Origin of the sequence: Filimonas lacunae, from assembly GCF_002355595.1 — a bacterium.
GTDB classification, from domain to species: Bacteria; Bacteroidota; Bacteroidia; order Chitinophagales; family Chitinophagaceae; genus Filimonas; species Filimonas lacunae.
In genome coordinates, this window is the sequence record NZ_AP017422.1 from 7,516,011 (window position 1) to 7,531,598 (window position 15,588).

Sequence of the window (15,588 nt, forward strand, 5' to 3'; positions counted from 1 at the left end):
GCAAAACTTATGCGTGATCAGTAAAACAGGTTTATGTATTTCTGAGATGCCTGGCAGGAGTAGCTACAACAGCCTTTATAGCTTGTAAACCCACTGTCAGCAATGTGATTGTAATAATAATGATGCCGGCTACTGCAAATACCCAGGCCGAAATAGAGATGCGATAACTAAACGAACTTAGCCAACTGTTCATGCAAAACCAGGCAATGGGCGAAGCAATGGCCAGTGCAATAACTGTTAGCCAAACAAACTCTTTAGACAACAGGGATACTATGTGTTGCATATTAGCTCCCAGCACTTTTCGTATACTTATTTCTTTGGTTCGTTGTTCAGCGCTAAAAGCGGTCAATCCCAACAATCCTAAGCACGATATAAAAATGGTTAACCCGGCAAAAAGCCTGGCGAGTGTACCTGTTAGTTTCTCGGCTGCAAACTTGTAATCATATGCCTTATCTACAAAGCGGTACGAGAAAGGATATTCCGGATCGTATTTTTTTATAAGAGAAGTAATGGCAGCGATATTAGCTGATGCGCTTTTGTTAGGGTTGAGCTTAATGTTGATGTAATTAGCCTGGTTTTCGCCCATTACAAACATAGGGCGAACGGCTTCATAGGGCGATCCCCAGATGAAGTCTTTAAAAACGCCTACCACTTTCCAGTTCACATAATCTTTATTAATGAGTTGCCCTAGTGGCCGGGTAAAATTCATGGCCTTTACAGCGCTTTCACTCAGCAGGCAGGCAGTGGTATCGGAAGGGTAGAGGCTGCTGTTGATTGACCGGCCTTGCGCAAGGGGTATATCAAATGTTTCTATAAAGTCGCCTGTTGTGCACAGGCAATCAAAAATAACTTTTGAATTGGGGTCTTTGCCTTGCCAGCTTAAGCCCCAGCTGTTGCTGTTGGCCTGGGTGATAGCGCCACTGGTTTTGCACACAAAAGATGCACTGCCCGATGCCAGCAATTCCTGTTTAATGGCATCAAAGTGGGTGGAGGTATTTTTATTCAAACTGGCATAAATAACATTGTTTTTATCATATCCGGCAGGCCGGTTACGGGCATGCTCTATTTGCTGATATACAATAACAGTAGCGATAATAAGAACAACAGAAAACACAAACTGAAATACCACCAGTATTTTACGTGGCAACACGGCGGCCCAGCCTGCACGTATGGTTCCTTTCAATACTTTCACCGATTGAAAAGCGGATAAATAAAAGGCGGGATAGCTGCCTGCAATACAGCCTGTAACACCTATCACCAGTAAGGCACAACCCCACCAGTATACATTGCTAAAATCGATAAACAGTTCCTTGCCGGTCAGCTGGTTAAACGCGGGTAATAAAAGGATGCTTAACCCCAATGCTACCGCAAATGAGATAAAGGCAATCAAAAGCGATTCGCCCAAAAACTGTTGTATAAGGCTAAACCTGCTGGCGCCGATAGCTTTACGAACACCTACTTCACGTGCCCGTTTCTCACTTCTGGCGGTACTTAAGTTCATGAAGTTGATGCAGGCTACCAGTAGTATAAACACAGAGATAATTCCAAACAGGTTTACGAGTTGTTGCCTGCCGCCGGCAGGCTGGCCATTTTCAAAGCGGCTGTTTAAACGGTATTCAGATAAAGGATACAAGAAGGTTTCGGCATCTTCCTCCTTCTTGCTTTTCTGAATTACCAGTGGCTTTACTTTGTTATTAAAAGCGGTTAATGAAGCGTCAGGTTTCAGTTCTACAAACGTGTTAAAGCTATAGTTGCCCCAGAAGGCAAAGTTTTTTTCCTGCCCGGTAACAGTAAGATAAGAGAAGGGAAGCAGGAAATCGAAGCCGTCAAACATGGTATTATCTGGCAGTGTCTTCAATATTCCGGTAACTTTCACTACTTCTTTTCCTTCCAGTTGAATGACTTCGTTGAGCGGGTCTTTATTGCCAAACAGCTTTTTGGCGGATGTCTCTGTTAGTATAATACTATGCGGATCGTTAAGCGATTGGGTATTGCCGGCCAGCAAAGGAAACTCAAACATGGTAAGAAATCCGGGATCGGCATAAGCGCCACTCATTTGTAACGACTGGTTTTGCCAGCGCAGCAGCATATTGTTGTGCGCATCAAAACGGGTAGTAGCTGCTACTTCAGGATATTCGGCCAATAGTGCCGGGCCTACCAGGGAAGAGGTGCCTGACCAGCAGTTAATCTGCCCCTGGTACGAGTCGCGGCTCCAGGCCATGTACAGCCGGTTGCTTTTTTTATAAAAACGGTCAAAGCTAACTTCATGCTGTATCCATAATGCCAGTAGTATAAAACAGGTGAGCCCCACTGCAAGCCCGGAAATATTAATTACCGAAAAGAACAGGTTCTTTTTGAGGTGGCGAAACGCTATAGTAATATTTCCTGTCATGGCTTGTTAGTTAATGGTTAAAGGATACAGCAGCTATTGCATGGGAAACGGATTGTTTAGTTAAATCATAATATTTTCAGTAACGGTTTGTCCATCCAGCATACGTATAATGCGATGGCTGTAACGGGCATCATGCTCGCTGTGTGTAACCATGATAATAGTAGTGCCCTGTTCGTTCAGTTCGGTTAACAACTGCATTACTTCATTACCGTTGCTGGAATCGAGGTTACCGGTAGGTTCATCCGCCAGTATCAGTTTGGGGCTATTTACTACGGCCCTGGCCACTGCCACACGTTGTTGCTGACCACCGGATAACTGCTGTGGATAGTGATTGCGGCGGTGCATAATCTGCACTTTCTCCAGCACTTCTTCTACGCGCTTTTTTCTTTCAGCTGCTTTTACGCCAGTGTATATTAAAGGCAGTTCGGCATTTTCAAACACCGTTAACTCGTCAATAAGATTAAAGCTTTGAAACACAAAACCGATATTATGCTTACGCAGTTCGGCACGTTTGCGTTCGTTAAAGTGCGCCACTTCTATATCATTGAAAAGAAAGCTGCCGGCATCGGGGTCGTCCAGTAAGCCCAGAATGTTTAACAGGGTAGACTTGCCACAGCCAGAGGGGCCCATTACAGCAACAAATTCACCATGCTTTACTTCAAAAGAGAGTTTGTTGAGGGCTACTGTTTCTACTTCTTCAGTGCGGTACACTTTCTCAAGTGCAGTAATCTTTATCATTGTATCAGTGGTTTGAGGTGTTTAATTTTTTTTCAGTACCAGTTCCTGCATATCGCCATAGTTTTCATAGCTGCTGGTAACAACTTTATCGCCGGGTTTCAGGCCTTGTAAAACTTCATAAAAATCCGGGTTTTGTCTGCCTACCTGAATATCGGTTTTATATGCAATACTTCCATCTTCGCTGATCTTAAAAATCCAGTTACCGCCGGTTTGTTGATAAAAACCTCCTTTAGGCAACAACAGGGCCTGGGTTTCATCGCTCAGGGCCAGGCGTATTTGTAAGGTTTGACCGCGGCGTATACCTTTAGGAACTTCCGAAATAAATTCCATATCTACCTGGAAGCGGCCATTGGTTACCTGTGTATATACTTTAGTTATTTTCAGTTGATAGTTTTTATCGGCAAAGCTAAACTCGCCGCTTAAGCCGGTAAAAATGCGGGAGATATAATGTTCATCCACATCCACTCTTACTTTATAGCCGCTAAGTACATCCAGTTGTCCCAGGCGTTGGCCCTTGTTTTTGTTCTCGCCAATTTCGGCGTCCAGTGAGGTCAGTTGCCCATCTACAGGGGCCCTTACCACCAGGTCACCTACTTTTTTACGCATCAGGTCAAGGGCGTTTTGTGTGCGGATATAACTTTGCGAAGCCTGATCCAGCTCTTGCTTTACCGATACCGAATCTTGTTTTAATACTTTGCGGCTCAGGTTTTGTTTTTCTACTTTATAGTTATAGTCGTTCAAAGCCTGTTTGTATTCCTGGTAGCTGATGGCCTTTTGCTCGTATAGATGTTTGTTCAGTTTATACACACGTTCAGCTTCGTTATACGAGTTATCCGCATCGGTCATCTGGGTTAATTTGGTAATGGTATTCTGCTGTGCAGCGTTGCGTGAAATCTGCATTTGTGTAAGCAGGTTAAATACCGATGTTTCCTGGTTTACCAGGCTTAACTCCAGGTCGGTGTTAGACAAACGTAAAATGGGCTGGCCTTTTTTCATGATGGCGCCGTCTTCTACATATTTCTCTTCTACGCGACCGCCTTCTGTTGCATCCAGGTAAATAGTAGTGATAGGTAACACTACACCGTTAACAGGAATAAATTCCTGGAAGGTGCCTTTTTTTATTTCGCTAATAGTAATACGCTCGGTGTTTACATTCAGTCGTGATTTGCCGGAGGTGAAATAAAAGCTACCTCCAATCAGTAACAGCAAAGCAGTAACACCAGCTATGGTTAACAGCCTTTTTGCATTCCACTTTTTCTTTTTAATAACTCTGTCCATTGTATATAGTAATAAGGTTCGTTTTAAATAAGATACCCAATGTAGATACATCAGGTATAAATGCACATGAGAAACTTTTAGTTCTGTAGGGTATAGATGTAAACCTGTGCCAAAACATTTATGTATTGAGTAACAGACACTTATTTCCTGTAAAAGGGTGTACGGTTGTGTCAAAGCGAACACAAAGTGTACGCTTTTGATACAGCGTTACCTGCTGTAGGTTGCTTTTGTATTCATTACCAATACTTTAGGGTTATGGTATGTTATTGTACAATACATATATTCAATTAGTTTTTGTAATATTATCATAGAAAGCTTTTACAACAATGACTCTGAAAAATGCATCAGTACTGGTAATTGACGACGATCTGGATGTGCTCACTGCCGTGCGTCTTTTGATGAAAACGGAAGCCAAAGATGTTACTATTGAAAAAAATCCGGAGAACATTCGCAACCTGCTGTCAAAGCAGCGGTTTGATGTAATAATGCTGGATATGAACTTTAATAGTTCTATCAACACGGGCAATGAGGGTATTTTCTGGCTGCGCAAGATTAAGGAATTAGGTTCTGATGCGGCAGTAATTATGATCACGGCTTATGGAGATATAGATCTGGCGGTTCGTTCGTTGAAAGAAGGAGCGGCCGATTTTGTAGTGAAGCCCTGGCATAACGAACGCTTAATTGACACCATTAAAGAAGCGCTGAAGAAAAAAGAAGGGGCTAAACAAGGTGGAAGTCAGAAGAACGAGCAATCTGTTCGTGGCGAACTGCTGGGCGAAAGTGATGTAATGCAGGATATCTTTTATAAGATTGAAAAAATTGCACCTACTGATGCCAACATCCTGGTATTGGGGGAGAATGGTACAGGTAAAGACCTGATAGCGAAGGCTATTCACCAGCACTCTATCAGAAGCAAGCAGGCTTTTGTGAAAGTAGACGTAGGCGCTTTAACGGATAGCTTGTTTGAAAGCGAATTGTTCGGGCATAAGAAAGGAGCTTTTACCGATGCCCGGGAAGATCGTATTGGCCGTTTTGAATCAGCCAATGGCGGCACCTTGTTCCTGGATGAGATAGGTAATATTTCCCTGCGCCAACAGGCCAAGTTGCTAACGGTATTGCAAAACAGACAGATTAACAAACTGGGTTCTAACGAGCCAATCCCGGTAGATATTCGCCTGGTTTGTGCCACCAACGTTTCTATGACCGAACTGGCTAATGAAGACCGGTTCAGGAAAGATCTTATTTATCGTATCAATACGGTGGAAATTACTATTCCACCATTACGCAAACGGGGTGAGGATATTGTGTTACTGGCCCGGCACTTTTGTAAAGTGTATACCAGCAAATACATGAAGCCTAACATTGAACTCAACAACAGTGCTATTGAAAAGCTGAAACAGTATCATTTTCCGGGGAACGTGCGGGAGTTGCAATACACTATTGAACGTGCGGTTATTATGGCAGAAGGTGATGATTTACAGGCAAAAGACCTGCTATTCTCACCACTGGAAGCCCCGGCAGCCGTGAAGGAAGAGATAGATGATATGAAGCTGAGTACGATGGAAAGAAACACGATTTTAAAAGTGATTGAAAAACATAACGGTAACATAAGCAAAGCCGCTAAAGAACTGGGTTTAACACGTACTGCTTTATACCGCCGCCTGAATAAGTATGACATTTAACCGGTATGAATGGCGCATAGCCTTTCGCGTTTTACTGCTGTTTGCATTGTTATGTGTAGATGCCTGGATGGCTATACATAGCTATTGGCTGTATTTTAGTGTAATAGCAGTGTTAGCGCTGAGTGTTTTATACAACCTGTATAAAATGCACATGAAAACCTTAACCGAAATAGAGCAGTTTGTTGAAAGCATACAATACCGCGATTTTTCACGTCAGTTTGAAGTGCAGCACGCACCTAAAGAACTGCAGTCGTTGCGCAAAAGCTTTAACCAGGTAAGCAACACGTTTAAAGTGATCAGCCGCGAAAAAGAAACACAATACCAATACCTGCAAAAGATACTGGAGTTGGTTGATTCGGGTATAGTTTCTTACGAAACGGAAAGTGGTGAAGTAGTGTGGATGAACGAAGCTTTTAAAAAGCAGCTGGGCATCCCCTATCTGAAAACGATTCATTCGCTGGAAAAACGGGATGCTATTTTGTATGATGAGTTACAGCAGTTACGTAATGGCGAAAGTAAAATCATCACCATTCTCAAAGATCAATCTTCTTTTAAAGCCCTGGTAACCACGGCCACCTTTCAAACGGACGGAAAAGGCTACCGGCTGGCAGCTTTCCAAAACGTAAACGAAGCGTTGGATGAAACGGAGTCGAAGGCATGGCAGCGATTACTGAGTGTGATGACGCATGAAATCATGAACTCTGTAGCGCCAATCTCTTCACTGGCCGATACGTTAAAAACCAGGATACAGGAATCAAGGGCGAACATGGTGGCCGAGCAGGCAGCGAGCTATGAAGACCTGGAGCTGGGTATTTCTACCATTAAGCGCAGAAGTGAAGGCTTGTTGAAGTTTGCGGAAACCTACCGGAGCTTAAATAAAATTACCCGCCTGAATGTGTCGCGGGTGTTTATCAGCGAACTGTTTGAGAATCTGCACCAGCTGATGCAGCCTACCATGCAGCAAAAGAACATTGAGCTGGATATTATATTAAAAGATCCGCTGTTAACGGTAGAAGCCGACGTAAACCTGGTAGAGCAGGTGTTAATTAACCTGGTAGTGAATGCTATGGAAGCAGTAAAGGAAAGCCCTGAGCCTTGCATTACCTTATCGGCAGCAGTGGTGGCTAATAACAGAACAGTGGTTAAAATTGCCGATAACGGCACGGGTATGCCGGAAGAAGTGGTAGATAAAATATTTATTCCATTTTTCAGTACCAAGAAAAACGGAAGTGGTATTGGTTTAAGCTTATGTAAGCAAATTATGATGTTGCACAAAGGCAATATCCAGGTGCAGAGTGTGGAAGGAGAGGGAACTGTATTTAGCTTATTGTTTTAAATAAGTTTATCATTAAAAAAGCGGGTATGTTGCTATAACATACCCGCTTTCCATTTCAGGTAAGTGTATTATACCTTTTTCGTTTGCTTATACTCATTCTTCAGCAACCATTGCAACACTTTGTCGCGTTGATCTCCCTGGATAATAGCTTCACCATCTTTTACACTGCCGCCTGTACCGCAAAAATTCTTCAGCTTTTTGCCCAGGTCTTCCAAATCTTCCGGGGTACCAACAAAACCAGTTACCAGGGTTACGGCCTTGCCTGCCCGTTGTTTGGTATCGAGGCGAACACGCAGTTTTTGCTGTGCAGGGGGTAAAGTGGCTTGTATCTCCTGTGGTTCTTCTTCAAAGCGGAAAGAAGGATCAGTGCTATATACAAAACCGTTATTGTCGGGCTTATTTTTCTTGCTCATGTTAACTTATACTAGTTAAGGCTGTAAAATTAGCGCAAATTCTATATTACAGTATTACTGCCTTCAGGCTTAAATCAAGGCTTTGTGCCTGGTGTATTAAAGCGCCTGCACTAATATAATCTACTCCGGTGGCTGCATAGCTGGTAAGGTTTTGCAGGTTAATGCCGCCGCTGGCCTCTGTTTCAAAATCGCCTTGTATCAGTTGTAAAGCTTCTGTTATTTGCGCTGGTGTAAAATTGTCCAGCATAATACGAAACACTTTGCCTTTGCCTATGGCAATTACCTTTTTCACGTCTTCCACCGTGCGGGTTTCCACTTCTATTTTTAGTCCGGTTTGCTCGGTTTGTGTGTATTTATAAGCCTTTTCAATAGCGGGTTCAATGCCACCGCAAAAGTCGATATGATTGTCTTTTAACATAATCATATCATACAAACCAAAACGATGGTTGGTGCCACCTCCTATACGTACTGCTTCTTTTTCCAGCAGGCGAAAGTTAGGGGTGGTTTTACGGGTGTCCAGTATCCTTGTTTTATATCCTTTCAGCTTTTCGGCATAAGTGCTGGTAAGGGTGGCTATACCACTCATGCGTTGCATGCAGTTGAGCACCAGGCGTTCGCATTTTAAAATAGTATGTATAGAAGCTTCTACTTCAAAGGCTTTTTCGCCGCTGGTCATTACTTCCCCGTCTTGCTTATAAGCATGGAACATGCTTTTGGCTTCTACGGTAGAAAATATGGTTTGTGCTACGTCAATACCTGCCAGCAGGCCGTTCTGTTTTATTTTCAGCACTGCCTTGCCTTGTTTGCCGGCAGGAATGCAACTTAAAGTTGAATGGTCGCCATTGCCAATATCTTCGTTCAATGCTTCTGTTATCAGGTGGTAAAGCTTCTCTTCAAACTGTTGTATCATATAGCAAATGTAGGGATGTCTTTTTTGCGTGTACGGCTTGTGAATGAATTATTTGTTATACTCAAAGGGAAAGAAAAGGTAGCAAAGAATGTTGGTATAACCTGATAGAAGGGAAAAGAAAAAGACCAGCAGGGCTGGTCTCGTTTTTATAAAAAATTAATTGATCCGGACGGTAATGATGGCCATTTTGTCGGCCTTTGATTTCATCATCAGGGTAATGTTGTAGCTTTTGGCAGCGGCCTGTAGTTTACCGGTAATATACATAGTGCCCCCCATCTCCCGTTGAGAGCTGAGTTCAAACCCTTTGACTTTATTATCGGCAAAGAAGCTTTTTAAAGTAATGCCTGCCTGGTTTTTACCTACGTTCTTGATTTCATCTTTTTCAGGAAGCTTCACATCCAGTATATTATCAAAATACTGGCTCAGTTGTTCGGCATTACCATCTTTTAAGGCATTAATAATACTATCCGCATCTCCACTCACCCTGAACGACAATAGCGATAACACTACGCCCGCCAGCAGTAATATCTTTTTCATATTGGTATTTAATGGTTTTCTAATAGATATTGGTGCCAAAAATGTGCCAGTTTTAGCATAATTAAAGCGCCATTAAAGTTAGGGGGTTATTTCAAATAATCAAATTGGTGTAGCTTTACGCGCATGGAAAAGAAAGTTATATTGATTATCATGGACGGATGGGGGCTTGGAAAGGTGAAGTCATCTGATGCCATACAAAATGCGAAGGTTCCCTTTGTAGATGGCCTTTATAGTAAATATTCTAATACAACTTTAGTCACCAGCGGTGAAGCGGTGGGTTTGCCTGATGGGCAAATGGGTAACAGTGAGGTGGGGCACCTGAACCTGGGCGCCGGCCGTATTGTTTACCAGGAATTGCAACGTATTAACGTAGCAGTGCGTGACGGATCTTTTGCCAAAAACGAACAATTACTGGCGGCTATTCATGCTGCTAAAACCAATAAAAAGCCTTTGCACCTGCTGGGGCTGGTAAGTGACGGTGGTGTACACAGTCATTTAAATCACGTAAAAGCTATTTGCGATGTATGTAAGGCCGAAGGGGTAACGGAGGTATATATTCATGCATTTACCGATGGACGTGATACCGATCCTAAAAGCGGCCTGAAGTTCATTACTGAATTACAGCAGCATTTAAATAGCAGCGTAGGTAAAATAGCTTCTGTAAGCGGCCGTTACTATGCAATGGATAGGGATAAGCGCTGGGAGCGTGTGAAACTTGCTTACGATGCACTGGTAAAAGGGGAAGGCCTGAAAGCGACCGATGCTATTGCAGCAGTAGAGCAGGCTTATGCAGAGAATGTAACAGATGAGTTTATTAAACCTACTGTTATCATTGGAAGCGATCAGTTACCACTGGCTACCATCAAAGATGGTGATGTGGCTATCTGCTTTAACTTCCGTACCGACCGTTGCCGTGAGATTACCCAGGTGTTAACACAGGAGAACCATGAAGACTTAGGTATGCATACGTTGAGCCTGGATTATACCACCATGACGGAGTATGACAAAACCTATAAGAACGTTCGTGTTATATTTGAAAACGACAACCTCAACAATACTTTAGGTGAAGTGCTGGCTGCCAATGGCAAAAAGCAGATTCGCATGGCAGAAACTGAAAAGTATCCGCACGTTACTTTCTTCTTCAGTGGTGGTCGTGAGGCTCCTTTTGAAGGTGAAAATCGTATTATGGCTCCTTCTCCTAAAGTTGCCACCTACGATCTGCAACCTGAAATGAGTGCAGTAGAGCTTACCGATAAACTGGTGCCTGAAATTGAAAACGAATCGGCTGATTTTATATGTATTAACTATGCCAATGCTGATATGGTGGGCCATACCGGTGTTTTCAGCGCTGTAGTAAAAGCGGTGGAAACCGTGAACAACTGTGTTGAAAGAGTTGTTACAACAGCATTGCAACACGGATATGCTATTTTATTAACAGCAGACCATGGCAATGCTGATTACATGATTAATGAAGACGGTTCGCCTAATACACAGCACTCTACCAACCTGGTGCCATTGTTTGTAATAAGCAATAGCTGGAAAGGGGACGTGAAGCCTGGTAAACTGGGTGATATTGCACCTACCGTGTTATCTATAATGGACTTACCTGTTCCTCAAGAAATGACAGGTGAGGTGTTGATCTCTAAATAAGCTATGCAAATAAAGAAAGCTGAATATTTTATTTCCAGCCCTGAAGTGGCTAAGTGTCCTAAGCCCGACAGGCCGGAGTATGCTTTTATAGGGCGTAGTAACGTGGGTAAGTCGTCGTTGATTAACATGTTATGCAATAATCAGAAACTGGCCAAAACATCGGCACAGCCTGGTAAAACGCAAAGCATTAATCACTTTAATATAGACAGTACTCAAAAAGAAAAAGGCCCGGTTACCAAATGGTACCTGGTAGATTTGCCCGGGTATGGTTATGCCAAGCGTTCGCAAAGTGATCGCAATCGTTGGGAACAGATGATTGAAGGATACCTGCGTAAGCGGGAAAACCTGGTGATGATGTTTGTGTTGATTGATGCACGGCATACTCCCCAGGAAAACGACCTGGAGTTTGTAAACCAGCTGGGCGAATGGCAAGTGCCTTTTTCACTGGTGTTTACTAAAGCCGATAAAGAAAAGCCGGGAGTAGTGCAGTGCAATGTAAAAGCATTTTTAGATGCTATGCGCGAAACCTGGCAGTTTTTACCGCAAAGCTTTGTAAGCAGCGCTATTAAAAAAGATGGGCGGGATGAGATACTGAAACTGATCAGTGACTCTAACCACGCTTTTTATAATCCAAACGAAGAAGCCGCCCATTAGGCGGCTTTTTTGTTAGTTCACCACCTTGTCAGCACAACTGCTGCTGGCAAAAGCTTCTGGTTTGGCTTTAAAGGCAAAGCCCATTCCCAGAATGTAGCCCATGGCTTCACGCAGGGCGTCATTACTTTTAAATTGCGGATTGGTGTTAATGTCGGCATGCACTTCCATGTCAACATTATAGGCAATAAACAGGTCGCATAGCTCATAAGCAATTTCAATGCTTTTGGCTACTTCTACCAGCATACGCTCTTTAATGTTGTACTTAACGAGTGTTTTTTCGTTGTGGATATACATAAACCCACCATTGTGTTCACGCAGAAACACGATTACTGTAGCAAATTCCGTGTCTTCACCTTTAACCTGGCTGTCGGTACCGATACAAACCTTAAGATGCACGCCGTTGTTTACCTCTTTCTGAATTGCCTCTTCCACTGCATCCTTAATCGGGAGATGAATGTTTTCGCCATTGAATTTTCTCCAACGCATAAAATGAGGTTTTCTGAAATTACGTAATTACTTCAGCATTCTGTGCAATGGAATATCATCTGATTATTAACAAAGGTGGAAAACAGCGGGAAAAGGAACACCGGCTAATACTGGCCGGTACTTAACATTACCAGCGTGCAGGCTTCCAGTGGCTGTATATTGTTTTGAACAGCCAACTGTTCCAGCTCGGGATTTTCGGCCCCCGGATTAAAAATAATGCGTTTGGGATGCAGGGAGAGGATATAATCGTAATACGCTTTTTGATTGGCAGCGCTCAGGTATAAAGTGATAGTATCTACATCAGGCAACACGGGATGCTCTGTTATCACCGGAACGGTGCCGATAACGCCTGTTTTTTTGCCTATTGCAGTTACGGGATGTTCATGCGCTGCCAGCCGGTTTACAGCCAGGAAGCTGTACCGTTGCGGATTATCGGATGCACCTAATACTACGGTGTGTTTGGGTGTTTTCATAGTGCATGCTTTATTTCAATAACTTGATAAAGCTATTCAGGAACCAGTTTTCTTCGGCTTTAATAACCGTGTCCAGCGTTTTCTCGGCATGGCCGGCAAACTTTCTGATGCCGCCGATTACTTCGGTAAACGCTTTAATATCAGGATCTTTTTTATCGCCTTCTACCTCTGTTAACTGGTTTAATACTTTTAACATAGGGTCCAGCTCACGCTTTTTGCGCTGTGCCATAATGCGTGTGGCTACCCGCCAGATATCTTTATCGGCAGAAAAGTATTCTTTCCTGTCGCCGCTGATAATTACTTTATCTACCAGGCCCCAATCCATCAGTTCCCTGATATTCATATTGGCATTCCCACGGCTGATGTTTAATCCTTCCATCACATCATCCGTGCTCATGGGTTTTTCGGCAATCAGCAACAAGGCATGTACCTGGGCCATGGTGCGGTTTATACCCCATTGACTACCCAGTACACCCCAGCTTTGTACAAATTGTTGTTTAGCTTCCGTAAGGTTCATATCCCAAATCTAAGGTCTGTTTCTGAAATTTCAAGATTTTGTGAAAAAGGTAACCCCGTTTTGGGTTAGTTTGCTGTTGGACATGCCAATGAATTATCTTTTTCTTTACGGTTACCAGGTATAATGCGTAAGCTTACATAAGCACCGCCGTTAGGAAACCCATGTTTGCTAAACAGCCAGCTAAGATTATGTAAGCCTATAAGCAAAGGCCCTGCTTTACCTGCCAACCCTAACCATACCTTGCCGGTGGTAGTATATTGCAGGGGCACATATACGCCCCATTTACTGGTTTCTTTACGGGCAGTAACTGCCGCAATAGTAGTTTCCTGGCTGTTATAATGAAGGGTATTATGCAGCCTGTTGGTATTAAGCTGTAATTCGGCATTTAAAAAGTAATCGTTGTCGAATTGCTTGTCAAAGTTAATCACCAGCCTGGTGGGGTTGCGTAAACTAAACCGGCCGTTCAAATTACGGAAGCTTTGGGCTATGGAACGTAAACTGTCGTTTAAACCTTCTGCCCTGTCTATGTTATTAAACTTGTTTTCCAATGAGCTGGCATAGGTGTTTGGTTTTACGCCAACAGCCTGGGCGCTCCGGCCGCTGTAAGTAAATGTGTTGGTGCCAATGTCCAGCAAGGCAACTGACAGCTTCCAGTTATAGTCATCGGGCCTGGGCTCTATAAAAGGGCCTGCGTCATCCCAATATCTTACATATTCTATACCTGCGCTTACCCCTACATTCATAGCCATGCCACGCATGAAGTTTTTAATGTTGGTAAAAGTGCTGTTATTACTATCCAGGCGATCGTAGTTGCTGGAATAACCATACTGTGCATATCCATTGGTTAACAGGGAATTTCCGGGTATAGCAGAGGATTCAAACTGTACGTTGCTTACAGTGGCATAAGCCCCTGATATGGCGCGCATAACTGATAATTGCACCCCTGCCTGCCAGCGTCCGAAAGTGTTACTGCTTAACACCCGGGCATAGGCCATGGTTAATTCGGCCCAGGTATTAGAGGTGGCGGCAGCAGAGAGAGAGGGCGTGTTAAGGTTGCGTGCTGCTATTCCTGTGAACGTTAAGCTGTCTGAATAATACAGGGGGCTTGTTACAGCATTGGTATAGGAGCGCACATTGCCGCCTACGCTGATAGCAGAGCGCTTGGATAGCTGGTAACGGATATGAAAGAGGTTAATTGTGGCACTGGCATGTGCATACCTGCTATAGTAACCATCTTTTCCTACTACATACACAGTATCGGAGCTGGATAAGAGGTTATATCTGTCGAGATAAAAGCCATTCGACATTGTTTTTACTTGTGCTCCGATGATGGTAACATCCCATTTAAAAGGAGCGTTTAAAATTCCGGCAGGGTTGTAGTCTATTGCCATGCTGCCAGCATAGGGCGAACCATGTATAGCTTGCATGTTCTGTGCTGTGCCTGTGTTTGCAGCGATCAGTAATAGTATGGTTAATAGGTAACGCATGTGGTAAAACTAGTTTGATTAAACGCAATACGTATAGAATCTGTTGTAAAGAATTAAAAAAATCACAAAAAAAATTGTTACATGTTATGTGAATATGCAAATTGTAATTACCTTTCATAATCATTCTTACTAAACAACTAATCCCATGGCAAAAGCTAATAAAACGAAAGTAGCACCGAAAAAGGCGGCTCCTAAAAAGGTCGTTAAGAAGGCGGCTCCTAAGAAGGTAGTGAAGAAGGCCGCACCTAAGAAAGCTGCTAAAACTGTAGCTCCTAAGAAAGTGGCTAAAAAAATCGCTCCTGCTAAAAAGGCGGCTAAAAAAATCGCCCCTAAAAAAGTAGCTAAGAAAGTAGTACCTGCTAAAAAAGCAGCCGCTAAAAAAGTAGCTCCCAAGAAGGTAGCTAAAAAAATCGCCCCTGCTAAAAAGGCCGCTAAAAAAATTGCTCCTGCAAAAAAAGCAGCAGTTAAAAAAGTTGCCCCTAAAAAAGCAGCCGCTAAAAAGGTAGCTCCTAAAAAAGTAGCTAAGAAAATTGCTCCTGCAAAGAAAGCAGCGGTTAAAAAAGTAGCCAAAAAAGCCACTCCGGTTGCAGCTCCTAAAAAAGCAGCCGCTAAAAAAGTAGCTCCTAAGAAACTGGCTCCTGCTAAAAAGGCTATCAAAAAAATTGCGCCTAAAAAAATTAAAGCAGTTCCGCAACCAAAACCAGAAGAACTGGAACTGAATAATAATATACCTGTTCCTGAAGTAATCGCCCCTGAAATTGACGAAGTGGAAGAGGACGAAGAAGAAGTGGATCTGGTGATTCCTGCAGTTGAAATCGAGTCTGATGAAGACGACAAGGATGCAGATGATGACGACGATTTCGAAGTGGACGAAGATGATGACATCGAGGAAGACGACGATGAAGATGAGGACGATGAAGACGAAACCAAATAAGCGCTGATACCGCTTTATGATACTAAAAAAGCCAGGCTATTTGCCTGGCTTTTTTAGTGCTTTTATGGAAGAGTTCTGGAGCAGATGGCATTTTTCCTTTA

The 15,588-nt window shown here is 43.1% G+C and carries 15 protein-coding genes; 5 read left to right on the forward strand and 10 right to left on the reverse strand.

The features are described from left to right. Positions 1-31 precede the first annotated feature (31 nt). From FLA_RS29795 to FLA_RS29805, 3 genes are read right to left on the reverse strand one after another with little or no spacing between them, the layout of a single operon-like run. Entirely contained in the window at positions 32-2,392 is a 2,361-nt protein-coding gene (locus FLA_RS29795; protein WP_076379801.1) for an ABC transporter permease, read from the reverse strand. A 60-nt stretch (positions 2,393-2,452) separates the two neighbouring features. Beyond that, the gene (locus tag FLA_RS29800) at positions 2,453-3,130 is read right to left on the reverse strand and encodes an ABC transporter ATP-binding protein (RefSeq protein ID WP_076379800.1); all 678 of its coding nucleotides are present in this window, start codon (positions 3,128-3,130) and stop codon (positions 2,453-2,455) included. A 21-nt stretch (positions 3,131-3,151) separates the two neighbouring features. Further along, positions 3,152-4,408, reverse strand: coding sequence for an efflux RND transporter periplasmic adaptor subunit (locus FLA_RS29805; protein ID WP_076379799.1), 1,257 nt, complete (start codon positions 4,406-4,408; stop codon positions 3,152-3,154). Positions 4,409-4,734: 326 nt separating this feature from the next. On the opposite strand from FLA_RS29805, the gene FLA_RS29810 reads away from it, so the two are divergent. Continuing rightward, on the forward strand, positions 4,735-6,090 hold the full coding sequence (locus FLA_RS29810) for a sigma-54-dependent transcriptional regulator (protein WP_076379798.1): 1,356 nt from the start codon (positions 4,735-4,737) through the stop codon (positions 6,088-6,090). Further along, positions 6,080-7,426 (forward strand): sensor histidine kinase, encoded by a 1,347-nt coding sequence (locus tag FLA_RS29815; protein ID WP_076379797.1) that lies wholly within the window; start codon positions 6,080-6,082, stop codon positions 7,424-7,426. The genes FLA_RS29810 and FLA_RS29815 overlap by 11 nt, the downstream gene beginning before the upstream one ends. Positions 7,427-7,494: 68 nt before the next feature. On the opposite strand, the gene FLA_RS29820 is transcribed toward FLA_RS29815, so the two are convergent. From FLA_RS29820 to FLA_RS29830, 3 genes are all read right to left on the reverse strand, one after another. After that, complete coding sequence (locus FLA_RS29820; RefSeq protein ID WP_076379796.1) at positions 7,495-7,839, reverse strand: translation initiation factor; 345 nt, start codon at positions 7,837-7,839, stop codon at positions 7,495-7,497. A gap of 46 nt (positions 7,840-7,885) precedes the next feature. Then, positions 7,886-8,749: a carboxylating nicotinate-nucleotide diphosphorylase gene (gene nadC, locus FLA_RS29825; RefSeq protein WP_076379795.1), complete on the reverse strand. Its 864-nt coding sequence runs from the start codon at positions 8,747-8,749 to the stop codon at positions 7,886-7,888. Positions 8,750-8,905: 156 nt separating this feature from the next. Beyond that, entirely contained in the window at positions 8,906-9,286 is a 381-nt protein-coding gene (locus tag FLA_RS29830) for a DUF4783 domain-containing protein (protein WP_076379794.1), read from the reverse strand. 123 nt (positions 9,287-9,409) lie between these two features. Here FLA_RS29830 and gpmI point away from each other — a divergent pair, with 123 nt between their 5' ends. Next, positions 9,410-10,936, forward strand: a complete 1,527-nt coding sequence (gene gpmI / locus FLA_RS29835; protein WP_076379793.1) for a 2,3-bisphosphoglycerate-independent phosphoglycerate mutase — start codon at positions 9,410-9,412, stop codon at positions 10,934-10,936. Between the two features lie 3 nt (positions 10,937-10,939). Continuing rightward, a complete protein-coding gene (gene yihA, locus FLA_RS29840; protein WP_076379792.1) occupies positions 10,940-11,590 on the forward strand; it encodes a ribosome biogenesis GTP-binding protein YihA/YsxC in 651 nt (216 codons plus the stop codon). 12 nt (positions 11,591-11,602) lie between these two features. Here yihA and FLA_RS29845 read toward each other — a convergent pair whose 3' ends face one another. From FLA_RS29845 to FLA_RS29860, 4 genes are all read right to left on the reverse strand, one after another. Further along, positions 11,603-12,076 (reverse strand): ribonuclease H-like YkuK family protein, encoded by a 474-nt coding sequence (locus FLA_RS29845; RefSeq protein ID WP_076379791.1) that lies wholly within the window; start codon positions 12,074-12,076, stop codon positions 11,603-11,605. A gap of 104 nt (positions 12,077-12,180) precedes the next feature. Next, entirely contained in the window at positions 12,181-12,549 is a 369-nt protein-coding gene (locus FLA_RS29850; RefSeq protein ID WP_076379790.1) for a CoA-binding protein, read from the reverse strand. A gap of 10 nt (positions 12,550-12,559) precedes the next feature. Continuing rightward, a complete protein-coding gene (locus FLA_RS29855) occupies positions 12,560-13,066 on the reverse strand; it encodes a GbsR/MarR family transcriptional regulator (protein WP_076379789.1) in 507 nt (168 codons plus the stop codon). Between the two features lie 65 nt (positions 13,067-13,131). Then, on the reverse strand, positions 13,132-14,553 hold the full coding sequence (locus tag FLA_RS29860; protein WP_076379788.1) for a hypothetical protein: 1,422 nt from the start codon (positions 14,551-14,553) through the stop codon (positions 13,132-13,134). Positions 14,554-14,698: 145 nt separating this feature from the next. Here FLA_RS29860 and FLA_RS31610 point away from each other — a divergent pair, with 145 nt between their 5' ends. Next, on the forward strand, positions 14,699-15,487 hold the full coding sequence (locus FLA_RS31610; protein ID WP_197705840.1) for a hypothetical protein: 789 nt from the start codon (positions 14,699-14,701) through the stop codon (positions 15,485-15,487). Positions 15,488-15,588: the final 101 nt, after the last annotated feature.